The following is a 24,090-nucleotide window of genomic DNA, read 5'->3' on the forward strand; positions in this document are numbered from 1 at the left end:
GGTCAGCCCTGACGGGCCGGCAGGCGCCGGGCGAAGAACGTACGGAGGTTGTCGCGGACCAGCGGGATCGCGTGTTCCGGGGTGATCGCGCCGATCAGTTCCGTCCGGGCGGCGGCGGTCATCAGGTCCGCTGTCTGTAGCTGTGGGGCCATGGCGGCGTAGTCGGTGAAGACCCAGTGGGCGGCGTCGTCGATGCGGGTGCGGCGGGTGTGGCCGCCGGGGTGGGCGAGCAGGGCGGACCAGGAGCGGGAGAGTTCGCGTCGGTGCGGGAAGCCCGATGTGCCCAGCAGGAGCAGGGGGCGGCGCGTGCCGTGGCGGGCGACCGGGAAGAGGGGGCCTGGGCGGCCGGAGGGCTCCGGGGCGTAGTCCAAGTAGCCCTCCAAGTCGATCGCCGCGTGGATGCGGCGGTCCTCGTACATCGCCTCCGCCACGGCCGTGCCGCCCGCCGAGTGGCCGTAGATCCCCACCCTGCTCAGGTCCAGCGCGCCTCCCAGGCTGTCCGGTATGGGGCGGGTCGTCGGGTCCGGGTTGCCCCCGGCCGCCAGGATCTCCAGCTGGTCCAGTACGAAGCCGAGGTCCGCTACGCGGGTGTCGATCGCCGTGCGGAACACCTTCGGCTGCTCTCGGGGGTCGCCCCGGAAGACGGTCGTGCGGAACGTACCGGTCCTGCCCCGGCCCTCGACGGGGAACGACACCACGGCCGCGTCGCCCGGGTGGTCCACGGTCACCACCGCGTAGCCGTGGCTCGCCAGCTCCTCCGCCACGCCCGTACCCAGCGTGCGCGGGTCGCCGCCGCCCGGGCTGTAGAGCAGCACCGGGCTCGGTACGGGGTGCGCGGGCGCGTCCGTATGCGAATGGGTCGTGGTGGCCGCCCAGTTCACCCCGGTCTTCGGGAGCTGAAGGTGCGTCAAGGGGGCGATCTCCGCGAAGACGGCCGCGGCCTCTTCGGTCATCTGGCGCGCTACCGGGAAGCCGCCGACGGTACGGGCCGGGTAGAAGACCGTGACCATCACCTCCCGTACGGGGATACGGAGGTCCCAGGGGTCGTGCCTGCGACGGTCGACGAGATAGAGGGTCGTGACGCCCGTACGGTACGGGCCGGTGGGCGCCGGCAGGCGCAGGGTGACGCCGGCCGTGGCCGCTGTTCTCGGACGGGCCCGCGCGACGCCCCCGCTCCCCAGCAGCGCCCCGGCCGTCGCCAGCGCCGCCGTCCTCACCACGGTCCGTCGGTCCATTCCGGATCGTCCCTCGCCGTTGATCATGGCTCTGCTGCCTTCCCCTGTGTTCCCCTGTGTTCCCCTGCGTTCCTCGTGCCGGCCCGCCGCCCTCCGCGTGCGGGAAGGGCGCGTGCGCCGATACTGGGGTTCTGCGGGGAGTACGGGCGAAGGTTTCGGGCCCGGCCGAAACGATGGCGCGGCGAGGGGGAGCAGTGGTACGGATTCGCTTCACGGTCGCGGACTTCGCCCGCGTCCGGTTCGCGCCCCGGCCCGCCCCGCTCCAGGAGTTGAACGCGGCGCTGTCCATGATGGTCCGCCGCGACGGGCAGCTGCTCTTCGGCCACTGGCGGCAGCGGGCGCTGCGGAACCTGCCCTCCGCCGCCCTGCCGCTGCGGGACCTCGTGCCGGGGGCGGTGGCACCGCAGTTCATCGACGTGTTCAGCGACACCCTGGCCGAGGGGCTGGAGACCGTACGGGCCGCGCGCCCGGCGCTCGTACGCTCCGAGATGGAGCGGGTGTACGCGCTCCAGCCAACCCCGGCCCCGCCGTGGGTTCGCGGTCTGCACCGGGGCGACGGCGATTCCTGGCGGGTCCTGCGCCGCGCCCAGCTCGCGGCCTTCGACGCCGTTCTGCGGCCCGCCTGGGACCTGGTGGAGGACCTGCACCGGGCGGAGTTCACCCGGCACGCGCTGGCCGTCGCCGAGCACGGCATCGGCGCCGCGCTCACCGCGCTCGTCCCCGGAGGGCGGCTCGGCGACGACGGCGTCTGGGAGTTCGCGGGCCCCTCAGAACGGGACATCCGCCTGGACGGCCGGGGGCTGGTGCTCGTACCCACCTTCCACTGGACGGGCCGTCCGCTGATCGCCGACCTGCCCGGCCGCCCGCTGTACGTGACGTATCCGGTGGGCGACGGGCTGCCGCCCGCGCTGCTGGGAGCGGCCGACCCGGCCGGTTCGGAGGAGGCGCTGGCCGGGGTGGTGGGGCGGACGCGGCTCGACGTCCTGCTCGTGCTCGCCGACGAGCACACCACCACGGGTCTGGCCCGGCGGCTGCACGTCAGCAACGCCACCGCGTCCGCCCACGCCGCCGCCCTGCGCGGCGCGGGCCTGATCACCACGGTCCGCGCCGGGCGTTCGGTCCTGCACCGGCGCACCGCGCTGGGGAGCCTGCTGGTACGGGGCCGGGGCAGGGGAAGGGCCCCGGCCCCGTACCGGTCCACCGGGGCTACAGGAGCGTGACCGTCAGGTCCGGGTCCTCGAAGCCCTCGTCGTCGAAGGGGTACAGCGGGCGCTCCACGCGGTGGTGGCCCAGGCGCAGCAGGTCCTGGTCGACGCCGCCGGGGGTCAGGGCGAGGAGCCAGTCGGCGGCCATGTCGTACAGCTCCGGCTCCAGATAGCCGATCTTGACGACCACCAGGTCGTACGTGCGCGGGTCCAGCTCCCCGAAGTCGGCGCGGGTGTGGAAGGGCTTGCGCCGCTCGGTGAGCACGGTGGTCACGCCGCCGCAGATGACGGCGGCGGTCCGGCCGCCCTCGTCGTAGGCGGGGTTGCCGCGCGGGCCGTCCCCGTCGGCGGCCGTCGCGCCCTGGAGGGCGGTGACCGTGCCGGTGAGCTTGTACGGCTCGCACTTGCTGATGTGGCCGCCCACCGACAGGTTCACCGTCGCGCCGACGCCCGCCTCGAAGCACGCGGCCACCGCGGCCGGGTCCATGATGCCGGGGTGGATGGCGGTGCTGCGGCCGGACGCCAGCTCGTCGTCGGCGAGGAGGCGCTCCAGCATGTAGGGCAGGTCGCCCGCGCCGCCCGCGGTGGGGTTGTCGCCGGAGTCGCTGATCAGGAACGGGCGGGCGTCGGAGGCGACGGCCCGGGCGATGGCGGTGTCCGCGTCGGCGGTCGGGCCGACGAAGACGAACTCGCGGCGCACCCGCCAGTACTCCTCGGCCAGCGAGCGGGCCTGCGCCGCGGCCAGTTCGGCGTCGTCGCCGGTGACGACCACGGCCGCCTTGCAGCGCGGCTCGTCCGCCCAGGCGTAGCCCACCCAGATCGCGGCGTCCACGATGCCGTCCATCGCCTCGATGCCGGCCAGCCGCCCGTACAGCGACTTGGCGGGCTCCAGCCGGGTGCTGGTCTTCTCGCCGGGGAGCAGCACGGGGATCTGCACCCACGCGACGCTCGGCCGGCCCTTGCCGGAGGTGAGGCGCTCCACGAGCTTGCGGGCCGCGCGCTCGCGGGTGTCCCAGGCGTCCTCGTGCGGGGCGAGGCGGTGGGCGGTGATGAGGTCGAGCTGGTCGGCGAACCGGCGGGAGACGTTGCCGTGCAGGTCCATGGCGGCGGAGACCAGCGCGTCGGGGCCGATCGCCGACCGTACGGCGTCGGTGAGGTCGCCCTCGGCGTCCTCCAGGCCGACCACGCTCATCGCGCCGTGGATGTCGTAGACGAGGCCGTCGAGGGGGCCCGCCGCCCGGATGCGGTCGGTCAGCTCGACCTTGATCCGGTCGTACGTCTCCCGCTCGACCGCGCCGCCGGGCAGGGACACGGCGTGCACGAGCGGAACCCACTCCACCACGTCGTCGAGGTCGCTGCCGGGGCCGGTCCACGTGTAGCGGGCGAGCAGGTCCGCGTCGCGGGTGACGCGGAAGTCGTCGTACGTGGAGCGGTGCGGGCAGAAGGTGCTGGACTCGATGGACATGCCGCCGATGCCTATGCGGAGGCGGCGGGTGGGGGCAGTCATGGTTGCTCACTTTCCGTGGGGTGGCGGACCGTCTGAGGTGTTCTGGGAGGCCGCGGAGGTCAGGGCCCCGGCACGCCCGCCGCGCACTCGCGCAGCGCCGCGTGGCCCGCGCCCAGCAGCCCCGCGTCCGGGCCGCAGCTCGCCGCCGCTATCGTCAGCGCGCTCGTCGCCATCGGCAGGCACCGCTCGTACAGGACGCCGCGGACGGCCGCGACCAGCGGCTCGGCCTGGGACAGGGCGCCGCCGAGTACGACCGCCTCCGGGTTGAAGAAGTTGACGACCACGGAGAGCACGCCGCCTATGTGCCGCCCCGCCTGGCGCACCAGCGTCGTGGCGAGCGGTTCGCCGTCGGCGACCAGGCGCAGTATGTCGGCGGCGCCGTCCGCGTCGATGCCGCCCTCGCGCAGCGCCGCCGAGATGGCCGCGCCGCTCGCGACGGTCTCCAGGCAGCCGATGTTCCCGCAGGAGCAGGGGCGTTCCGCCGCCGCGTCCACCCGGACGTGGCTGATGTCGCCCGCGCTGCCGCCCGCGCCGCGGTAGAGCCGGCCGCCGCTGATGACGCCGGAGCCGATGCCGCGGCCGGCCTTGACGACCACGAGGTGGCGCAGCGCCGGGTGGGCGGCGCGGTGCTCGCCGGCGGCCATGAGGTTGGCGTCGTTGTCGACGAGGACGGGCAGGCCGAGCCGGTCGCGGAGGCGGTCGCCCAGTTCGTACAGGTGCCAGCCGGGCATCCGGGAGGGGGCGATGACGCGGCCGGTGGCGGTGTCGACGGGGCCGGGGAAGCCGATGCCCACGGCCCGCACCGGCCGGCCCGCCGCGCGCTGCCGGTCGGCGAGCTCGCCGAGGTGGGCGGCGAGCAGGTCGAGGGCGGGGCCGGGGCCGGCGGTGAGGTCGAAGCCGTGCTCGGAGGTGTCGAAGACGGCGTCGGTGAGGCCGACCGCGCCGATTCTGGCGTGGTGGCTGCCGAGGTCGGCGGCGAGGGCGACGGCTCCGCTGTCCGGTATGCGCAGCAGCCGGGGGCGGCGCCCGCCGCGCGAGGCGCCCTCGCCGCCCTCGGTCAGCAGCCCCGCGTCGACGAGCTCCTGGACGCGGGCGGAGACGGTGGAGGCGGCGAGCCCCAGCTCCCGTACGAGATCGGCGCGCGAGGTGGCGGCGCCGCTCGCGACGAGATCGAGGACGTGTGCGGCGGAGCCGGACTGCTCGTCCGCTGCCGTCATGTTGGCGGCCCTTCTGTCGGCGGCTTCTGCTGAGGGGTGCTGAGGGTCGTGCTGCGGGGGTTCTGCTGTGGGGCTTCGTTCGGCGAACGAAGCAAGTTCGGGCTTTGGTTCGCTGACAGTAGACATCAATCGAAGGCTTGTGCGCTAGACCCTTGACTTCTTTTCGTTTTCGTCCGTACTTTGCTCGCAATCTTCGACTGGTTGACTTTGGAGGCGGCATGGGGCTGCGCAAGAACCGAATACGCGGGCCCGTCGCCGCCCTTCTCGCGGCGGTGCTGGGCGTGGGCCTGCTCAGCGGCTGCGGCCCGAAGAGCTCCGCCGTCACCGAACTCGGCGCCACCGGGGGAACGAAGGTCGAGGGCGGCACGGCCACCATGGCGCTGCCGCCCGCCGCCACCCCGAACTGGATCTTCCCGATCGGCGCGCCCGGCTACCTGGCCACGTACAACAGCTCCATCCAGAACCTGCTCTACCCGCTGCTCTTCAACCCGGAGCAGAAGGGCGACAAGCTGTCGATGGACAGCCCGAGCAACCTCGCCGACGGCATGCCGGCCTACAGCGACGGCAACAAGACGGTGACCGTCAAGCTCAAGAAGGGCTACGACTGGTCCGACGGGAAGCCCGTCACCGCCTCCGACGTCGAGTTCTGGTTCGACCTGATCCGGGCCAACAAGAAGGACTGGGGCGGCTATTCGCCCGGCCTGCTGCCGGACAACGTCGAGAGCTTCGACGTCCTGGACGCGCACACCTTCCGGCTGCGGCTCGACCGCTCGTACAACCCGGACTGGTTCACCAACAACACGCTCCAGTACTTCAAGCCGCTGCCCGAGCACGCCTGGAACCCGAAGCACGAGGACCCCAAGAAGGTCTTCGCCCGGCTGACCGCGCACGGCAAGCAGCTCTCCAAGTTCGCCACCGACCCGCTGTGGAAGACCGTCGCCGGCCCCTGGCGGATCGAGCGGTGGACCACCAACGGCGAGGTCTCGCTCGTACCCAACAAGAAGTACAGCGGCCCCGACAAGGCGCACCTGGACCGCGTCGTCTTCAAGCCCTTCACCACCGCGGACTCCGAGTTCAATGTGTTGCGCGCGGGCGGCGTCGACTACGGCTACATCCCGCCCTCCGTGATGGCCCAGTCGAAGAAGTTCAAGGAGATGGGGTACCGCATCGACCCGTGGGAGGGCTGGGCGATCACCTACATCGTCCTGAACTTCAACAGCCCCACGGCCGGTCCCATGCTGCGCCAGCTCTACATCCGCCAGGCGCTCCAGCACCTCATCGACCAGAAGGAGATCTCCAAGGTCGTCTGGCAGGGCTCCGCCGCCCCCACCCGCGGCCCCGTCCCCGCCAGCCTGCTCCCCAAGGACCCCTACCCGTTCGACCCGGCGGCGGCGGAGAAGCTGCTCACGGACCACGGCTGGGTCTCGCGGGACGGCGTCATGCGGTGCGCGAAGCCCGGTGAGGGCGACGGCGAGTGCGGCAAGGGGATCAAGAAGGGGCAGCGGCTCAAGCTGGAGCTCCTCTCCCAGTCCGGCTCGACCGAGACCTCCAACACCATGCAGGTGATGAAGTCCGCGATGAGCAAGGTCGGCATCGACTTCGAGATCCGCCAGCAGCCGCTCAACACCGTGCTCGGCACCACCGTCCCCTGCAAGGAGACCGACGCCGCCTGCAAGAGCTGGCAGATGGGCTTCTTCGGTTCACAGGGCAGCTGGTACTTCCCGCCCGCCCCCAGCGGCGAGACGCTCTTCGCGACCAACGCCCCCTCCAACATGGGCAACTGGTCCGACCCCAAGACCGACCAGCTCGTCAAGGCCACCGAGTACTCCGGCGACCCGGCCGCCATGCGCGAGTACGCCCAGTACGTCGCCGACCAGGTGCCCGTCCTGTGGACGCCCAACCCCGCGTACCAGGTCTCCGTCATCCGCAACGACCTGCGCGGCGTCGGCCAGAACCCGACGCTCTCCCTCGCGCCCCAGGACTGGTACTTCGTGAAGAAGGGCGGCGAGGGCAAGTGACCCGCTTCCTCATCAAACGCGTCGGACAGGCCGTCATCGTCCTGTTCCTCGTCTCCATCATCGTCTTCGTCCTCCTGCACCTGCTGCCCGGCGGACCGGCCCGCGCGATCCTCGGACCGCGCGCCACCCCTGACGCCATCGCGCACTTCGACCACCAGCAGGGGTACGACCGTTCGCTGCCCGTCCAGTACGTGCAGTACCTCGGCCGGCTGCTCACCGGCGACCTCGGCGAGTCGTACAAGCTCAACCAGTCCGTCGCCTCGCTGATCGGCGAGCGGCTGCCCAAGACGCTCGTCCTGACCGGCCTGTCCATCGTGCTCGCCGCGATCCTCGCCATCCCGCTCGGCATCATCCAGGCCGTGCGCCGCGGCAAGGCCGCCGACTACGCGCTGACCGGCGCCGCCTTCCTCGCCTACGCCACCCCCGTCTTCTTCCTCGGCCTCGTCCTCATCCTGGTCTTCAGCCAGCAGCTCCAGCTGTTCCCCGCCGAGGCGCCACAGGCCGACACGATCGGCGGCATCCTCTCCAACCTGTCCGCGCTGGTGCTGCCGGTGGTCACGATGGCGCTCGGCATCATCGCCGCCTTCAGCCGCTATATGCGCTCGGCCGTACTGGACAACCTCAGCGAGGAATACGTGCGCACCGCCCGCGCCAAGGGGCAGTCCGAGGCCCGCATCATGGCCCGGCACGTGCTGCGCAACGCGCTCATCCCGCTCGCCACCCTCCTCGGCCTCTACCTCCCCACCCTCATCAGCGGCGCCCTCGTCGTCGAGTCGATGTTCAACTACCCGGGGATGGGGCTGCTCTTCTGGAACTCGGCGCAGGGCTCCGACTTCCCCGTACTGCTCGGCGTCACCCTCGTCGTCGGCGTCGCCACCGTCATCGGCTCGCTGATCACCGACATCGCGTACGCCGTCCTCGACCCCCGGATCAGGAGCGTCTCGTGACCGCCGCAGCCGTCGAGGCGACGCAGCCGGAAGCCGCCGTCGCCACCCCCAGCCTCGCCCGCCGCACGCTGAGCGTGTTCGCCCGCAACAAGCTCGCGCTGCTCGGCGCGGTGCTGCTCGTCGGACTCATCGCGTTCTGCTTCCTCGGGCCGCTGATCCACCACACCGACCAGGTGCACACCGACCTGAGCCAGGCCAACCTGGCCCCCGGCAGCGCCGGCCACCCGCTCGGCACCACCGACCTCGGCTACGACATGCTCGGCCGGCTCATGTACGGCGGCCAGACCTCCCTGGAGGTCGGTCTCGCCGCCGGCCTGCTCGCCACCCTCTTCGGCACCGTCTACGGGGCCGTCGCCGGATACTTCGGCGGCTGGGTCGACGCCACGATGATGCGCATCACCGACGCCGCCCTCGCCATCCCCGCGCTCTTCCTGCTCGTCGTCGTCGCCGCGATCATCACGCCCAGCAAGCTGGTGCTCATCCTGATCATCGCCTCGGTGGCCTGGCTCTCCCCGGCCCGCCTCATCCGCGGCGAGGCCCTCGCGCTGCGCAGCCGCGACTACATCCACGCCATGCGGCTGATGGGCGGCGGAGGCGGCAGGGCCGTCTTCAAGCACATCGTCCCGAACGCCATCGGCACGGTCATCGTCAACGCCACCTTCCAGATCGCCGACGCCATCCTCTACGTCGCCTATCTGTCCTTCCTTGGCCTGTCGATCCCGCCGCCCGCCGCCGACTGGGGCTCCATGCTCTCCTCCGGCATCACCTACACGCAGGTCGGCTACTGGTGGCTGATCTTCCCGCCCGGCATCGCGATCGTCCTCGTCGTCGCCGCCTTCAACTTCATCGGCGACGGCCTGCGCGACGCCTTCGACGTGCGGCTCCAGAAGAACTGAGGCAACCACCATGACCGACAAGCTCCTCGCCATCGAAGACCTGCACGTCGAGATCGCCTCCCGCGCCCGCACCGTGCACGCCCTCGACGGCGTCAACCTCGACCTCGCGCCCGGCGAGGCCCTCGGCATCGTCGGGGAGTCCGGCTGCGGCAAGACCATGACCGCGCTGTCCGTCCTCGGACTCCTCCCCAACGGCGGGCGCGTCACCGGCGGCCGCATCCTCTTCGACGGCGCCGACCTGGCGGCCGCCGCCCAGCCCGTCCTGCGCGACGTGCGCGGCAACACCATCGGCATGGTCTTCCAGGACCCGCTCACCTCCCTCAACCCCACCATGACGATCGGCGCGCAGGTCGCCGAGCCGCTGCTGCTGCACACCGGCGCCTCCAAGGCCGAGGCGTGGCGGAAGGCCGAGGAGACCCTGCGGCTGGTGGGCATGCCGCAGCCCGGCGAGCGGATGAAGAACTACCCGCACCAGCTCAGCGGCGGCATGCGGCAGCGCGTCGCCATCGCCATGGCCCTGGTCTGCGAGCCCAAGCTGCTCATCGCCGACGAGCCGACCACCGCCCTCGACGTCACCACCCAGCACCAGATCCTGGAGCTCATCGACGAGCTCCGGGAACGGCTCGGCATGGCGATGATCCTGGTCACCCACGACCTCGGCGTGATCGCCAAGCGGGTCGACAAGGTCGCCGTGATGTACGCGGGCAAGGTCGCCGAACGGGCGGACGTACGCCCCCTCTTCGCGGCCCCCCGGCACCGCTACACCCAGGCGCTCTTCGCGGCCCTGCCCGAGCGCGCCGCCGACGAGTCGCAGCCGCTGGCCACGATCCCCGGCCTGCCGCCGTCCCTGGTCGTACGGCCCACCGGATGCCGCTTCGCGCCGCGCTGCGGCTTCGCCACGGACGAGTGCCGGACGGCGGAGCCGGAGCTGACGGAGACCGGTGAGGACGCCGGGGAGCACGCCTTCGCCTGCTTCCACCCCGTCGACCCGGACACCGACCCCGTCGCCGAGGTCGTGCCGCCCGCGCCGGACGCCGCGCCCGTACGCACCGACGAGACGCTCCTCACGCTCCGCGAGGTCGCCAAGGAGTACCCGCTGAACAGCGGGCCGTTCGCCCGCCGCAAGGGCGCCTCCGCCGTCAGCGCGGTGGCCGGCGTCTCGCTGACCGTCAAGCGCGGCGAGACCTTCGGCATCGTCGGAGAGTCCGGCTGCGGCAAGTCCACGCTGGGCCGGATGGTCGTCGGGCTGGAGGCGCCGACCGGCGGGGAGATCCGCTTCGGGGGCCAGGACATCACCGCCCTCGGCCGCAAGGAGCTGCGCGCGCACCGCCGGGAGGTGCAGCTGATGTTCCAGGACTCGTACGCCTCCATGGACCCGCGGGCCCGCGTCGGCGCGATCCTGCGGGAGCCGCTCGTCATCCAGGGCATCGGCGACCGGGCCGCGCAGGACGCGCGGATCGCCGAACTCCTCGACGAGGTCGGGCTGCCGCGCGGGGCCGTGGACCGCTACCCGCACGAGTTCTCCGGCGGCCAGCGGCAGCGCCTGGGCCTCGCGCGGGCGCTGGCGCTCAGCCCGGCCCTCGTCGTCGCCGACGAACCCGTCTCCGCGCTGGACGTCTCCGTGCAGGCGCAGATCCTCAACCTGATGCGCGACCTGCAACGGGACAAGGGGCTGACCTATCTGTTCATCTCGCACGACCTCGCGGTGGTGCGGTACCTGGCCGACACGGTCGGGGTGATGTATCTCGGCAAGCTCGTGGAGACCGGCCCCGCCGAAGCGGTCTTCGGCGCGCCGCTGCACCCCTACACGCGCGGCCTGCTCGACACGGTCAACGAGCCCGACCCGACGTCCGAACCCACCGGCACCCCGCTCGGCGGCGAGACGCCGTCGGCCGCCGCGCCGCCGTCCGGCTGCCGGTTCCGTACGCGCTGCCCGATCGCGCAGGACGTCTGCGCGACCACGGAACCGCCGCCGGCGGAACCGACGGCGGTGGGCCACCGGGTGGCGTGCCACTTCCCGCTGGTACCGGCGGGCTCCGGCGCGGCGTAGGGACGTAAGGGGCGGTCTCCATGGGGGGCCGCCCCTTACTTGTACGGGCGCATCCGCCGAGCGGCCCGCGGCGTCGGCGAGCGGCCCGCGGCGTCAGCGTGATTCCGACCGGAGCCCCGACGTCCACTTCGTAACCGCCGCGTCGGTGCGAAGTCTTCCCCTGTCCACCTCCCGTCGCTACGGTCCCCCCGAGTCTCCAATGGCACAGCACTGGACCATTGGCCATCGACTGGGAGGTCGAGCTTGTCATCCGAGATAACGCGTAGACGCGCACTGACCCTCGGCGCGGGCGCCGCCGCCGTGGGTGCGGCCGGGTCGCTCCTGCCGCCGTCGCTCCAGCAGGCCCTGGCAGCCGAGCCGGAGGCACTGGCGGCGGCCGGGCACAGGGGCGGCAGGGCCGACGGCCTCGGCGACATCCGGCATGTGGTCGTCCTCATGCAGGAGAATCGTTCCTTCGATCACTACTTCGGAGCGCTGAGAGGCGTACGCGGCTACGCCGACCGCAACGCCGTCAAACTTCCCAGCGGCAAGAGCGTCTTCGAGCAGCCCGGACCGCTCGGCGTCGGGACCGTACTGCCCTTCGCCGTCCGCGACGCCGCCGCCGCGCAGAAGAAGGACCTCCAGTACATCGGGGCCCTCGACCACAGCTGGGAGGGCGGCGGCAAGGCGTGGCGCGGCGGCTGGATGGACGGCTGGGTCACCGCCAAGACCGCCGCCACCATGGCGCACTACGACCGCGCCGACGTGCCCCTGCACTACGAACTCGCCGACACCTTCACCGTCTGCGACGCCTACCACTCCGCCATCCACTCCTCCACCAGCCCCAACCGCAACCACCTGGTCAGCGGCTGGACCGGCTTCGAGCCGAACGGCGGCGCGCGGGCCGTCGGCAACGACGCGTACAACGAGGACACCCACCCCGGCTACGCCTGGACCACCTACCCCGAGCGGCTCCAGCGGGCCGGCCACAGCTGGCAGGTCTACCAGGAGTGGGACAACTTCACCGACAACAACCTGGAGTTCTACGCGAGCTTCAAGGCCATCGCCCGCAAGGCCCTCGCCAAGGTCGACGGCGCGCAGAACATGACCGCCTACTACGGCAAGCTGGCCGCCGCCGACACCGCCGGCCGGGCGAAGCTGGAGAAGCTGCTCGCCGAGGGCGTCGCCGCCCTGACCGCCGACGAGCGCAGCCTCTACCGGCGCGCCCTGCACCGCGGCGAACCGGGCTCCACCGCCACCGCCTTCGCCGCCGACGTCGCCTCCGGCAAGCTCCCGCAGGTCTCGTACATCGTGCCGTCGGCCGCCGAGTCCGAGCACCCCGGCTCGTCCTCGCCGATCGCCAGCGCCACCATCGTCTACAAGGTCCTCGACGCGCTCGGCAAGAACCCGGACGTCTGGCGGCACACCGCCCTCTTCCTCACGTACGACGAGAACGACGGCTTCTTCGACCACGTGCCGCCGCCTGTTCCGCCGGACGGAACGAAGGACGAGTTCTGGAAGAACCGCCCCGTGGGGCTCGGTATCCGCGTCCCCATGGTCGTCATCTCGCCCTGGACGGTCGGCGGTTACGCGTGCTCGCAGCTGTTCGACCACACCTCCATCACCCGCTTCCTGGAGCGCTGGCTGGGCGTCCGGGAGCCCAACATCAGCGAGTGGCGGCGCACCGTGTGCGGCGATCTGACGGGCGCCTTCGACTTCTCCCGCGGCCGTCCCCGGCCGGCTGTCGACCGCCCCGGCCCGATCCCCCCGTTCACCGGCCGCTGGAGCCCCAAACCTCCCGCCGACCAGAAGATGCCGCACCAGGAGGAAGGCGTCCGCCCGGCCCGGCCGCTGCCCTACCAGCCCGACGCGCACGGCTCGTACGACCGTGAGGCGGCCGTGTTCCGCCTCGCGCTGAGCAACACCGGCGCCGCCAGTGCCCACTTCGCGCTCTACCCGTACGCGGGGGAGTACGCGACGCCGCGCCACCGCGACGTCCTGGGGACGGCCACCTGGGACGTACCGGTCAAGAAGGGCGCGTACGACTTCACGCTCACCGGCCCCAACGGTTTCCGCCGCGAATACGCCGGGACCGACCGGGGCGCCGCCGCCGGACTGCACGTCAGCACCACCGTCGACACCCGGCGGCGCGAGCTGCACCTGACCCTGCACAACCGGGGAAGCGAGCCGCTGACGCTCACGCTGGGCGTCGAGGCGTACGGGCACGCGCACGCGCGCCCGCGTGCCGTGGCCCTCGCGCCCGGCCGCAGCCGCACCGTGCCCTACGAGGCGGCGCGGGCGCACGGCTGGTACGACCTGCTGCTCACGGTCGCGGAGGACGGCTCCTTCCGGCGCCGGCTGATGGGGCACATCGAGAACGGGAAGGAGTCGGTCACCGGCTGACGCGCCTTCCATGGACCGCCTGAGGACGGGCTATGGGCCGTCTGTGCGGGGACGCTCAGACGGCTCTCAGAAAGTACCCCTACGGTGTGCGGCCATGGACACGGACAGCACCAAGACGAAGACAGCCAAGACCGGCGCAGAGGCGGACGGCCCGGCCGACGAGACGCCCCTGGCCCTGAAAAAGGAGGAGGGTGCTGCCGAGGCAGGCATTTCCGAGGTCACCGAGGCGGAGCCCGATGCCGACGGGCGGAACAGCGCTGAGGACGCCGAGCACGCCGAGCAGGCCGACAACGCTGAGGACGCCGACGCGCCCGAGGAGGACGCGGCCGCGCGGCCGCCCTCCTCCGGCGTGTTCGCCGGGGCCTCGGCCGTCGTCTCCGCGGCCCTCGGCTTCGCCGCCCTGAGCGGCACCTGGCTCGGCACCCTGCTCGCCGAACGCAAGACCCTCACCGGCCAGATCAAGGTCCAGTCGGGCGGCTCGACCGACCAGATCGGCGCCGTCTACGGCGCCCCCTGGCACACCACCGCCCTGGTCAACGGCGGCTTCGCCCTCATCGCCCTGCTCCTGGCGGCCGCCGTGCTCGCCTCCCGCCCCCGCACCTCCCCGGCCGGCCCCCTCGCCCCCTGGGTCCGGGCCGTCGCCTGGGGCGGCGTGGCACTCGGCGTCATCGGCGTACTGATCTCCGCCGGCATGTACTTCGACCTCTTCGGCGCGCTTCCCAAGGTGCCCGCGACGAGCGGACGCTGAGCCGCCGAGCAGTCCTTTCCAAGGGGGCTTTCTAAGGCCCCTTCGGGGCGAAAGACGCGGCACTCGCCCGATGTGCCGGGTCTCCCTGGGGGACGACGCTTCTCGCACCGCGAGAAACCGTCCCACCAGGGAGACCACGATGTTCCCGTCACGCGCGCCATGCCCGTAACACCCGCCGCGACGCGGGCGACGGGCTCGGCGAGGGGGCGCGCTGGCGCACCGGCTGCGGTTGTTCAGTGCTCCGGAGAGCGCCTGAGCCGCGGCTCCTGGCGCCCCGGGTCCGGTCAGTGCTGCTGCGGCCGTATGACGACCTGGCCCGAGTCGAGGTCTATCGGGCCGTGGCCCGATGAGCCGTCGCCGACGTCCTCTCGGGTCAGCTCAAGGCGGTTCCGCTCCTCCTCGGTGTGCTTGCGGCCCGGAGCGAAGATGGCCTCGAAGATGTTGAACATCTGAACCCCCGTGGGATTGGTGGCCCCTCATACATTGTAGACGGGAGGCCGTCAAATGGGCCGGGTGCGCCGGGGGACGCACGTCGGACCAGGTCACAAGGGTGATCGCCGGAGTCAGCTGATCTTCAGGCGGAGGATGCGGTCGTCCTCGTCCGTCGGGTCGCCGCGGCCGTCGGTGTTGCTCGTCATGAGCCACAGGGCGCCGTCGTCCGCGGGCACCACCGTGCGCAGCCGCCCGTACTCCTTCTCCAGGAACGACTGGGGCCCGGCCGCCGGACGCGCGTCGTCCAGGGGGACGCGCCACAGGCGCTCGCCGCGCAGGCCCGCCATCCACAGGGAGCCCTTGGCGTAGGCGAGGCCGCTGGGGGACGCCTCCGAGGTCTTCCACTGCTCCACCGGCGGTACGTAGCCGCTCTTGTCGCTCTTGCCCTCCACCACCGGCCAGCCGTAGTTCTTGCCCGGCTCTACGAGGTTGAGTTCGTCCCAGGTGTCCTGGCCGAACTCACTGGCCCACAGCCGTTTGTCCGCGTCCCAGGCGAGGCCCTGCACATTGCGGTGGCCCAGGGAGTAGACCACCGAGTCGGGGCGGGGGTTCCCCTTCGCGGGGCGGCCGTCGGGCGTCATCCGCAGGACCTTCCCGCCGAACGACTTCTCGTCCTGCGCCAGGTCGCGCCGCCCGCTTTCGCCCGTACCGGCGTAGAGCATCCCGTCCGGGCCGAAGGCGATCCGCCCGCCGTTGTGGTTGGAGCCCTTGGGGATGCCCCGGAACACCGTGCTCGGGGCCCCGAGCCGGCGACCGGCCGGCTTCTTCTCGTCATAGGGCATGCGGGCGATGCGGTTGTCGGAGTCGGTGGTGAAGTAGGCGTACACCATGTGGTCCGAGGCGTAGTCCGGGGAGAGCGCGAGGCCGAGGAGGCCGCCCTCGCCCGCCGCCGCGACGCCCGGCACGGTGCCCAGCTCCGTCTGCTTCCCGTCCTCCGCCCCCACCCGGACGATCTTGCCGGTGTCGCGGGAGGAGACCAGCAGGTCGCCGCCGGGCAGCGGCACGAGCCCCCACGGCGACTTCAGCTTCGTGGCGACCGTGCGCTCCACCCGCACCGACCCCTCGGCGGGCGCGGCTGCCGCGGCCGGTGCCGAAGAGCCGTTCGCGGAAGGGGGCTTGACGCCCTCCGCGCCGGTGGCCTTCCGCTCGCCGGGGGAACCGTCGCCCCCCGGCGAGCAGCCCGCCGCGAGCAGCAGGGAGGCGGTGGCCAGCGCGGCGGTGACGGTGGGACGTCGCACGGTGGGTTCCTCTCGCCGGGGGCGGTGCACCAGGGCGCGGTCCTGTTCCTTATACACCGGGACACGCCAGGGCCCGCCCCGCGTCCCGCTCCGACGACCCCGTACGGGCCAAACGCGCCCGCGCGGCGCGCTCCGGCGTGCGCCCCCGGAACACTTCCGCCCGGCGGCCCACTCGAACGCGGCTCAGACCCAGGAGTCGCGCACCGGCGGCAGCGCCGAGATCTCCGCGAAGTCCTCATGCGTCAGCCGCAGTCCGGCGGCGCCCGCGTTCTGCACCGCCCACCGCTCCTTCTTCGTCCCCGGCACCGGCACCACATGCGGGCCCTGCGCCAGCACCCACGCCAGCGCCACCTGCGCCGCCGTCGCCCCGTGCCGCTCCGCGATCCGGCGCAGCCCCGCCACGATCGGCTGGTTCGCGGCCATCATCTCGGCCGTGAACCGCGGATGCCGGGCCCGTACGTCGTCCGGTTCGAACCCCTGGCCCGGCGTGAGCGTCCCGCTGAGGAAGCCGTTGCCCAGCGGCATCGCCGCCAGCACCCCGACGCCGCGCGCGCCGCACCACGGCACCAGCGCGTCCAGCGCCTCCGGCGACCACACCGACAGCTCCGCCTGCACACAGCTGACCGGAAAGATCTGCTGAAGCCGCGCCAACTGCCGGATCGTGGTGTCGTACAGACCGCCGCCCGACCGCCGGTGCGCCCGCGCACCCACGGCGCACAGCCCCAGCGAACGGACCTTGCCGGCCGCGACCAGCTCCGCCATCGCCCCCCAGGTCTCCTCGATCGGCACCTCGGGGTCCGGCCGGTGCAGCTGGTACAGGTCGATCGCGTCCGTCTGGAGCCGCCGCAGCGACGCGTCGCAGGCGCGTTTCACATAGCCGGGGCGGCCGTTGGAGACGATGTGCTGCTCGCCGACCAGCAGCCCGCACTTGGTGGAGACGAACACGTCCGAGCGCCGCTGCCGCAGCACCCGCCCCAGCAGCAGCTCGTTGGTGAACGGGCCGTACATGTCGGCGGTGTCCAGCAGGTTCACGCCCGCGTCCAGCGCCGCGTGCACGGCGCGCAGCGCGCCCTCGCCGCTCTGCTGCGAGGCGGTGTACGCCCAGTGCATGGGCATGCAGCCGAGGCCGATCGCGCCCACTTCGAGCGCCGACGCGCCGATTCTCCTGCGCTCCACCTGGCCTTACCCCTCCCGTTCCCGGCCACCCAAACTAACCTCTGCCGACCGGTCCGTTTCGCATAGCCTCATGTCATGAGTGCAGATGACAACGGCTTTGCCCGCCCGCTGGCCTGGCTCCCGCTGCCGGCCGCGGAGATCGACGGACTCCCCGAGGAGCTGGACTACGCGCAGTGGGACGGCGAGGCGGAGTACCCCACCGACCCGGCGCGCTGCGCGTTCTACGCCGTCCCGTACCTCAAGGCGCCCGATGTGTGCCTGCGGCCGCTGCCGGAGATGACGGGCGTACGGGTGGTGCAGACCCTCACCGCCGGCGTCGAGCACATGCTGCCCGCCGTCCCCGGGCTCCCGGCGGGCGCACGGCTGTGCAACGCCCGCGGCCTGCACGACACGAGCACCGCGGAGCTCGCGCTGACCCTGATCCTCGCCTCCCTGCGCGGCGTTCCGGACTTCGTGCGCGCCCAGGACGCGGGGGAGTGGCGGCAGCGGTTCCGGCCGGCGCTCGCCGACAAGACCGTGCTCATCGTCGGCTACGGATCGATCGGCAGCGCCATCGAGGACCGGCTCGCGCCGTTCGAGTGCGAGCGGGTGACGCGCGTCGCGCGCTCCGCCCGTACCACCGCGCGCGGGCCGGTGCACGCACTCGCCGACCTGCCCGAACTCCTTCCCGAAGCCGACGTCGTGGTCCTCGCGACGCCGCTCACGGAGGAGACCCGCCACCTCGCCGGCGCCGCCTTCCTGGGGCGCATGAAGGACGGCGCGCTCCTGGTCAACATCGCGCGCGGCAAGATCGTCGACACCAAGGCGCTGCTGGCCGAGACGGACAGCGGCCGGCTGCGTGCCGCGCTGGACGTCACCGACCCCGAACCGCTGCCCGCCGGACACCCGCTGTGGACCTCGCCCGGCGTGCTCGTCACGCCGCATGTGGGCGGCCCGTCGTCGGCCTTCGAGCCGCGGGCGAAGAAGATCCTCCGCGAGCAGCTGCGGCGGTTCGCGCAAGGGGATCCGGTCCTAAACGTCGTGGCGACCGCCACGTGAGGCCACGCACAGGTACCGTCCGCATGCACCCGGTATTCGTAACCCCGCTGGTAGTCACGCTGTGTAGATAAGCTATGTCCCTGAGTGACGAGTCTGGTGTATCGTCCCGAGCGGGGGCTGCGCCGAGCACCGTACGGCGGCAGCGAAGGACCGGAACTCAAGGGGGGCGACGGGCGATGCACGGCCTATGGACGAACCACCCGACGCACAGCGTTCACCCATCACGACTCTGCCGCGCGGCGGATCGGATCGCGCGACGCGGGACGGCCGCGCGGTGAGCGCCGCATCAGGCGTGGCGCTGCCCCGGCAGCCGGCGCGCGGCGGCACGGGGCTGCTGCCGCAGCTCCTCCTCGCCCTCGTCTGCGGCGGTTACGCCACGGGCGCGGCATTCGGCTGGGGGTCGCCCGAAGCCGCCCTGGCCATGGGCGACTTCGGGCTCAGCGGCGCCGCCGTGCTCGCCTCCGCCTCCTGCTTCTGGTACTGGCGCAGGCGCAGCAGCCGCTTTCGACCCGCCTGGCTCCTGTTCGCGGCCTCCTCCGGCATGGCCGGCTTCGGCAACGCCGTCTGGGGGTGGTACGAGGTCGTGCTCAAGGAGCCCGTGCCCAGCCCGTCGCTCGCCGACTTCTGCTTCCTGCTCTTCGCGCCGCCCGCCATCGTCGGGCTGCTGGTGCTCGCCAAGCGGCCGGTCACCCGCGCGGGCTGGGTCTGCCTGGCCCTGGACGCCTGGCTCATCGGCGGCTCGCTGCTCACCCTGTCCTGGAGCCTCGCGCTCGCCCACACCGCGCACTTCCAGGGCGAGAGCGTGGCCCAGGCGGCGCTCTCGCTCGCCTACCCGCTGCTGGACATCGTGCTGGTCTCGATGGTGCTGGCGCTGCACTTCCGCCGCTCGTCCGCCAACCGCTCGGCCATCAACACCGCCATCGCGGCGCTCGCCCTCACCGTGCTGTGCGACGCGCTGTTCACGTCGCCGCTGCTGCGCGAGCACTACCGCTCCGGGCAGATCCTCGACGCCGGCTGGTTCGCCGGCTCCATGCTGATGGCGTACGCGCCGTGGGTGGCCCGCGACGAGGCCGCGCAGCCTCCGTCGCCGGGCCGGGTGACCCACCACTCCGGACGGCCCATCGCGGGCTCCCTGGCGGCTCTCACGCCCTATCTCGCCGCCGCCGTCTGCACCCTGGGCATCCTGTACAACGTCCTCGACGGCCGCCGCATCGACCGCGTCGTGCTCTTCACCGGCTGCACGGTCGTGCTGGCCCTGGTGGTCCGGCAGGGCATCATGCTGCTGGACAACATCTCCCTCACCCAGGAGCTGGCCCACAAGGAGAACCACTTCCGCTCCCTGGTGCAGGGCTCCAGCGACGTCATCATGATCGCCGCGCCCACGGGAATCCTGCGCTACGTGAGCCCGGCCGCCGCGGGCGTCTACGGCCGCGACGCGGACGAGCTCATGGGCTCCGAGCTGGCGTCGCTGATACACCCCGAGGACCTCGGCCGGGTGGTCCACGAAGTGCGCCGGTTCCTCGCCGCGCCGCCGGACGAGGAGCCCAACACCCGTATCGAATGCCGCTTCCGGTCGGGCACCGGCGACTGGCTCAACGTCGAGTCGACGATCAACCGCCACCACGGCGGCCTCATCTTCAACAGCCGGGACGTCACCGAACGGGTGCGACTCCAGGCGCAGTTACAGCACAACGCCGAGCACGACCCGCTGACCGACCTGCCCAATCGGGCGCTGTTCACGAGGAAGGTCAAGCAGGCGCTGAGCGGTCGCCGCGCCACCGACGCGGGCACCGCCGTGCTCTTCATCGACCTGGACGGCTTCAAGGCGGTGAACGACACCGTCGGGCACCAGGCAGGCGACGAGCTGCTGGTCAGCGCCGCCCGTCGCCTCCAGGAGTCCGTACGGGCCGGGGACAGCACGGCCCGGTTCGGAGGCGACGAGTTCGCCGCGCTCATCCTGGGCGACGGCACCCGCGACCACGCGGCGCGCGAGTACCGCATGCACGAGATCGCCGACCGGCTGCGGCTGAGGCTCTCCCAGCCGTACAAGGTCGAGGGGGGCACGGAGGTCCGCGTCGCCGCCAGCATCGGCGTCGCCTTCGCCGAGCCGGGCACCACCCCCGGCGAGCTGATGCGCAACGCCGACCTCGCGATGTACCGCGCGAAACAGGCCGGAAAGGGCCGCGTCGAGATGTACGCGCCGCAGATGCAGGCCGACGTGGTGCGCCGCGCCGAGCTGGCCACCCGGCTGCGCACGGCGCTGCACGAGGGCGAGTTCGCCCTGCTGCACCAGCCCGTCGTGGAGCTGGGCAGCGGTCGCGTCACCGCGGTGGGCGCCCAGGCCCGCTGGCGCTCGGCCCAGGGCATCCTCTTCACCCCGGCCGAGTTCATGCGGGCCGCCGACGACGGCCGGGGCGGGGGCGGCGGCGCGCGCATCGCGGAGCTGGGCCGCTGGATGCTGGAGGAGGCGGTGGAGCAGGCCGCGCAGCGGTACCGCGCGGGACACAGCGTGCCCGTGTTCGTACGGCTGTCCGCGAGCCGGCTGATGGACAAGGCGCTGCCGCCCAAGAGCGTCGAGGCGCTGCTGACCCGGCACCGGCTGCCGTCCGGCGCGCTGATCCTGGAGCTGTCCGGGGGCGACCCGCGGGTGCCCCTGGACGAGCTGGAGCACCGCCTGGTGGCGCTGCGGCGGCTCGGCATGCGGATCGCCCTCGACGGCTTCGGCAGCGGGTACGCGGCCATCAGCGCGCTGCGGCGGCTGCCCATCGACGTGATCAAGCTGGACCGCGGGCTGGTCGACGGCGTCGTCGAGTCCGCCCGGCTGCACAAGATCACCTCCGGGCTGCTGCGGATCGCCGCCGACCTCGGCCTCCAGTCCGTGGCGGACGGCGTCGACCGGCCCGAGCAGGTCTGCGCGCTGCGCGCCATGGGGTGCACGCACGGACTGGGCATGGCCTTCTCCGGGCCGCTCGACGAGCACCGGCTGCGGCGCGCCCTGGAGCGCGGCGACTACCCGGTGCCGGGCGGGCTGTGGACCGAGCTGCCGGGGGAGCGGAACCACGCGCTGGTCGGTGCTCCGCTGCCGGTCAGGGCCGGCGTCTCGCGGGGCGCGGGGTCGCTCGCGCACCCGCCGTTGCGCTCACATAATGAGACCCCCGTCCCACCCACTTGACACTTTCGGGGCGACAGGGAGAGGGTCAGTCCCATGCGCACCCGAATTCTCGTACTTGGAAAGCGCGTCGGCTGAGCAGGGCCTCCACGAAAGGCCCTGCGGACTCCTCCCGGCGCGCTCCCCTCGCTTGCCTCACGGCACGAGGGGTTTTTTGTTGCACTGACACCTCGCAGATCCCCCCAAATCCCTCATCTTCGAGAAGAGAATGTCGATGACCGAGCAGGCCACCGGGGCCCATCATCCGCAGCCGCGAGCCCGTTCCGGCGGGGCGCAGCCCACCGCCGTCGAGCACGTCACGGGCGCGCAGTCCCTCATTCGCTCGCTTGAGGAGGTCGGCGCCGACACCGTGTTCGGCATCCCCGGAGGCGCGATCCTCCCGGCGTACGACCCGATGATGGACTCCGCGACGGTCCGGCACGTCCTCGTCCGCCACGAGCAGGGCGCGGGTCACGCCGCCACCGGATACGCGCAGGCCACCGGGAAGGTCGGCGTCTGCATGGCCACCTCGGGCCCCGGCGCCACCAACCTCGTCACCCCGATCGCCGACGCCCACATGGACTCGGTCCCGCTCGTCGCCATCACCGGCCAGGTCGCCTCCGCCTCGATCGGCACGGACGCCTTCCAGGAGGCGGACATCTGCGGCATCACCATGCCGATCACCAAGCACAACTGGCTGGTCACCGACGCCGCCGAGATCCCGAAGACCATCGCGGAGGCGTTCCACGTCGCCTCCACCGGCCGCCCCGGCCCCGTGCTCGTCGACATCGCCAAGGACGCGCTCCAGGCCCGTACGACCTTCGTCTGGCCGCCGCAGACCGACCTGCCCGGCTACCGCCCCGTCACCAAGCCGCACGCCAAGCAGATCCGCGAGGCCGCCCGGCTGATCAGCGAGGCCAGGCGCCCGGTGCTCTACGTCGGCGGCGGCGTCCTGAAGGCGCGGGCCACCGCCGAGCTGAAGGTGCTCGCCGAGCTGACCGGCGCGCCCGTCACCACCACCCTGATGGCGCTGGGCGCGTTCCCCGACAGCCACCCGCAGCACGTCGGGATGCCCGGCATGCACGGCGCGGTCACGGCCGTCACCGCGCTCCAGAAGGCCGACCTGATCGTGGCGCTCGGCGCGCGCTTCGACGACCGGGTCACCGGCAAGCTCGACTCGTTCGCCCCGCACGCCAAGATCGTGCACGCGGACATCGACCCCGCCGAGATCGGCAAGAACCGCGCCGCCGACGTGCCGATCGTCGGGGACGCCCGCGAGGTCATCGCCGACCTGGTCGTCGCCGTCCAGGCCGAGCACGAGGAGGACCACCTCGGGGCGGCCGCCCAGGACCGCTACGGGGCCTGGTGGAGCGACCTGAACCGGTGGCGCGAGACCTACCCGCTCGGCTACGACCTGCCCGAGGACGGCAGCCTCTCCCCGCAGCAGGTCATCCAGCGCGTCGGCGAGCTGGCCCCGGAGGGCACCATCTACGCGGCCGGCGTCGGCCAGCACCAGATGTGGGCCTCCCACTTCATCGACTACGAGCAGCCCGCGACCTGGCTCAACTCCGGCGGCGCCGGGACCATGGGGTACGCGGTGCCGGCCGCCATGGGCGCCAAGGCCGGCCGGCCGGACCGCACGGTCTGGGCCATCGACGGCGACGGCTGCTTCCAGATGACCAACCAGGAACTGGTCACCTGCGCGCTGAACAACATCCCGATCAAGGTCGCGATCATCAACAACGGCGCGCTCGGGATGGTCCGCCAGTGGCAGACGCTGTTCTACAACCAGCGCTACTCCAACACCGTCCTGCACAACGGCAAGACCAACGCCGGCCTCAGCTGCAACGTGGGCAGCAGCTCCGCCGAGACCCAGGGCACCCGCGTCCCGGACTTCGTGAAGCTCGCCGAGGCCATGGGGTGCGTGGGGCTGCGCTGCGAGAGCCCCGACCAGCTCGACGCGGTCATCGAGAAGGCCAACTCCATCAACGACCGCCCCGTCGTCGTCGACTTCATCGTCCACGAGGACGCGATGGTCTGGCCGATGGTCGCCGCCGGTACCTCCAACGACGAGGTCATGGCCGCCCGCGGCATCCGCCCGGACTTCGGCGACAACGAAGACGACTGAACCGCCGGGACCGCGCCGAAGCAGGCCGAAGAAGAAGAGAGACCGAGCCCATGACCAAGCACACACTCTCCGTCCTGGTGGAGAACACCCCCGGCATCCTCGCCCGGATCGCCGCCCTGTTCTCCCGCCGCGGCTTCAATATCGACTCGCTCGCCGTCGGCGTCACCGAGCACCCCGACATCTCCCGCATCACCATCGTGGTCAATGTCGAGACGCTGCCGCTGGAGCAGGTCACCAAGCAGCTCAACAAGCTCGTCAACGTCCTCAAGATCGTCGAGCTGGAGGACCACGCCGCGATCCAGCGCGAGCTGGTGCTGGTGAAGGTCCGCGCTGACAACGAGACCCGCTCCCAGGTCGTCGAGATCGTCCAGCTCTTCCGCGCCAAGACCGTGGACGTCTCCCCGGAGGCCGTCACCATCGAGGCCACCGGCGGCGCCGACAAGCTCTCCGCCATGCTCAAGATGCTGGAGCCGTTCGGCATCAAGGAGTTGGTGCAGTCCGGCACCATCGCCATAGGGCGCGGCGCCCGCTCCATCACCGACCGGAGCCTGCGCTCACTGGACCGCAGCGCCTGACCTGCCCCGTCCCGCGGCGCGCCGACCGCATCGCGAGACCCCCGAACCCACCACCCCCAGCCCGACGTACTGTGTGGGCAACCAGCTAGT

General features: G+C 72.2%; 17 protein-coding genes. 11 read left to right on the forward strand and 6 right to left on the reverse strand.

Annotation, left to right across the window (positions count from 1 at the left end; translation table 11 throughout):
* Window positions 1-2 precede the first annotated feature (2 nt).
* Window positions 3-1,235 carry an alpha/beta hydrolase gene (locus AB0I49_RS23680; protein ID WP_363229034.1) on the reverse strand — a complete coding sequence of 411 codons (1,233 nt, stop codon included), beginning with the start codon at window positions 1,233-1,235 and terminating at the stop codon, window positions 3-5.
* A gap of 194 nt (window positions 1,236-1,429) precedes the next feature.
* Between AB0I49_RS23680 and AB0I49_RS23685 the strand changes: the two genes are divergently transcribed.
* Window positions 1,430-2,455 (forward strand): helix-turn-helix domain-containing protein, encoded by a 1,026-nt coding sequence (locus AB0I49_RS23685; protein ID WP_363229035.1) that lies wholly within the window; start codon window positions 1,430-1,432, stop codon window positions 2,453-2,455.
* Here the strand turns inward: AB0I49_RS23685 and AB0I49_RS23690 are convergent.
* Together AB0I49_RS23690 and AB0I49_RS23695 are read right to left on the reverse strand one after the other, a co-directional pair.
* Complete coding sequence (locus AB0I49_RS23690; RefSeq protein ID WP_363229036.1) at window positions 2,442-3,947, reverse strand: M81 family metallopeptidase; 1,506 nt, start codon at window positions 3,945-3,947, stop codon at window positions 2,442-2,444. The two genes, AB0I49_RS23685 and AB0I49_RS23690, sit on opposite strands and share 14 nt — an antisense overlap.
* A gap of 59 nt (window positions 3,948-4,006) precedes the next feature.
* Window positions 4,007-5,164, reverse strand: a complete 1,158-nt coding sequence (locus tag AB0I49_RS23695) for an ROK family transcriptional regulator (RefSeq protein WP_363229037.1) — start codon at window positions 5,162-5,164, stop codon at window positions 4,007-4,009.
* A gap of 218 nt (window positions 5,165-5,382) precedes the next feature.
* Here AB0I49_RS23695 and AB0I49_RS23700 point away from each other — a divergent pair, with 218 nt between their 5' ends.
* From AB0I49_RS23700 to AB0I49_RS23725, 6 genes are all read left to right on the forward strand, one after another.
* Window positions 5,383-7,182: a peptide ABC transporter substrate-binding protein gene (locus tag AB0I49_RS23700; protein WP_363229038.1), complete on the forward strand. Its 1,800-nt coding sequence runs from the start codon at window positions 5,383-5,385 to the stop codon at window positions 7,180-7,182.
* Window positions 7,179-8,129, forward strand: a complete 951-nt coding sequence (locus AB0I49_RS23705) for an ABC transporter permease (protein WP_363229039.1) — start codon at window positions 7,179-7,181, stop codon at window positions 8,127-8,129. Before AB0I49_RS23700 ends, AB0I49_RS23705 begins: the two co-directional genes overlap by 4 nt.
* The gene (locus AB0I49_RS23710; protein WP_363229040.1) at window positions 8,126-9,025 is read left to right on the forward strand and encodes an ABC transporter permease; all 900 of its coding nucleotides are present in this window, start codon (window positions 8,126-8,128) and stop codon (window positions 9,023-9,025) included. The genes AB0I49_RS23705 and AB0I49_RS23710 overlap by 4 nt, the downstream gene beginning before the upstream one ends.
* A gap of 10 nt (window positions 9,026-9,035) precedes the next feature.
* Window positions 9,036-11,075 carry an ABC transporter ATP-binding protein gene (locus tag AB0I49_RS23715; protein ID WP_363229041.1) on the forward strand — a complete coding sequence of 680 codons (2,040 nt, stop codon included), beginning with the start codon at window positions 9,036-9,038 and terminating at the stop codon, window positions 11,073-11,075.
* Window positions 11,076-11,318: 243 nt separating this feature from the next.
* On the forward strand, window positions 11,319-13,457 hold the full coding sequence (locus tag AB0I49_RS23720) for a phosphocholine-specific phospholipase C (protein WP_363229042.1): 2,139 nt from the start codon (window positions 11,319-11,321) through the stop codon (window positions 13,455-13,457).
* Window positions 13,458-13,551: 94 nt separating this feature from the next.
* A complete protein-coding gene (locus tag AB0I49_RS23725; protein WP_363229043.1) occupies window positions 13,552-14,205 on the forward strand; it encodes a hypothetical protein in 654 nt (217 codons plus the stop codon).
* A 284-nt stretch (window positions 14,206-14,489) separates the two neighbouring features.
* On the opposite strand, the gene AB0I49_RS23730 is transcribed toward AB0I49_RS23725, so the two are convergent.
* The 3 genes from AB0I49_RS23730 to AB0I49_RS23740 all read right to left on the reverse strand — a co-directional run bounded on the left by AB0I49_RS23730 (window position 14,490) and on the right by AB0I49_RS23740 (window position 17,111).
* A complete protein-coding gene (locus AB0I49_RS23730; RefSeq protein ID WP_363229044.1) occupies window positions 14,490-14,654 on the reverse strand; it encodes a DUF6191 domain-containing protein in 165 nt (54 codons plus the stop codon).
* A gap of 114 nt (window positions 14,655-14,768) precedes the next feature.
* Window positions 14,769-15,935 (reverse strand): PQQ-dependent sugar dehydrogenase, encoded by a 1,167-nt coding sequence (locus AB0I49_RS23735; protein WP_363229045.1) that lies wholly within the window; start codon window positions 15,933-15,935, stop codon window positions 14,769-14,771.
* A gap of 183 nt (window positions 15,936-16,118) precedes the next feature.
* Window positions 16,119-17,111, reverse strand: a complete 993-nt coding sequence (locus AB0I49_RS23740; RefSeq protein WP_363229047.1) for an aldo/keto reductase — start codon at window positions 17,109-17,111, stop codon at window positions 16,119-16,121.
* Window positions 17,112-17,186: 75 nt separating this feature from the next.
* Here AB0I49_RS23740 and AB0I49_RS23745 point away from each other — a divergent pair, with 75 nt between their 5' ends.
* The 4 genes from AB0I49_RS23745 (at window position 17,187) to ilvN (ending at window position 24,000) form a co-directional block, all read left to right on the forward strand.
* Window positions 17,187-18,149 carry a 2-hydroxyacid dehydrogenase gene (locus tag AB0I49_RS23745; RefSeq protein WP_363229048.1) on the forward strand — a complete coding sequence of 321 codons (963 nt, stop codon included), beginning with the start codon at window positions 17,187-17,189 and terminating at the stop codon, window positions 18,147-18,149.
* A gap of 187 nt (window positions 18,150-18,336) precedes the next feature.
* Window positions 18,337-21,321 carry an EAL domain-containing protein gene (locus AB0I49_RS23750; RefSeq protein WP_363229049.1) on the forward strand — a complete coding sequence of 995 codons (2,985 nt, stop codon included), beginning with the start codon at window positions 18,337-18,339 and terminating at the stop codon, window positions 21,319-21,321.
* 205 nt (window positions 21,322-21,526) lie between these two features.
* Window positions 21,527-23,425 (forward strand): acetolactate synthase large subunit, encoded by a 1,899-nt coding sequence (locus AB0I49_RS23755; protein WP_363229050.1) that lies wholly within the window; start codon window positions 21,527-21,529, stop codon window positions 23,423-23,425.
* Window positions 23,426-23,475: 50 nt separating this feature from the next.
* Window positions 23,476-24,000, forward strand: a complete 525-nt coding sequence (ilvN, locus tag AB0I49_RS23760; RefSeq protein WP_363229051.1) for an acetolactate synthase small subunit — start codon at window positions 23,476-23,478, stop codon at window positions 23,998-24,000.
* Window positions 24,001-24,090 lie beyond the last annotated feature (90 nt).

It is taken from the genome of Streptomyces sp. NPDC050617 (assembly GCF_040654795.1).
GTDB lineage: Bacteria > Actinomycetota > Actinomycetes > Streptomycetales > Streptomycetaceae > Streptomyces.

Bases quoted from the DNA above. Each gene is read 5' to 3' on its own strand.
- AB0I49_RS23695 (WP_363229037.1), bottom strand. From the start codon at position 5,164: ATGACGGCAGCGGACGAGCAGTCCGGCTCCGCCGCACACGTCCTCGAT.
- AB0I49_RS23700 (WP_363229038.1), top strand. From the start codon at position 5,383: ATGGGGCTGCGCAAGAACCGAATACGCGGGCCCGTCGCCGCCCTTCTC.
- AB0I49_RS23750 (WP_363229049.1), top strand. From the start codon at position 18,337: ATGGACGAACCACCCGACGCACAGCGTTCACCCATCACGACTCTGCCG.
- AB0I49_RS23680 (WP_363229034.1), bottom strand. From the start codon at position 1,235: ATGGACCGACGGACCGTGGTGAGGACGGCGGCGCTGGCGACGGCCGGG.
- ilvN (WP_363229051.1), top strand. From the start codon at position 23,476: ATGACCAAGCACACACTCTCCGTCCTGGTGGAGAACACCCCCGGCATC.
- AB0I49_RS23690 (WP_363229036.1), bottom strand. From the start codon at position 3,947: ATGACTGCCCCCACCCGCCGCCTCCGCATAGGCATCGGCGGCATGTCC.
- AB0I49_RS23730 (WP_363229044.1), bottom strand. From the start codon at position 14,654: ATGTTCAACATCTTCGAGGCCATCTTCGCTCCGGGCCGCAAGCACACC.
- AB0I49_RS23725 (WP_363229043.1), top strand. From the start codon at position 13,552: ATGGACACGGACAGCACCAAGACGAAGACAGCCAAGACCGGCGCAGAG.
- AB0I49_RS23715 (WP_363229041.1), top strand. From the start codon at position 9,036: ATGACCGACAAGCTCCTCGCCATCGAAGACCTGCACGTCGAGATCGCC.
- AB0I49_RS23745 (WP_363229048.1), top strand. From the start codon at position 17,187: ATGAGTGCAGATGACAACGGCTTTGCCCGCCCGCTGGCCTGGCTCCCG.
- AB0I49_RS23755 (WP_363229050.1), top strand. From the start codon at position 21,527: ATGTCGATGACCGAGCAGGCCACCGGGGCCCATCATCCGCAGCCGCGA.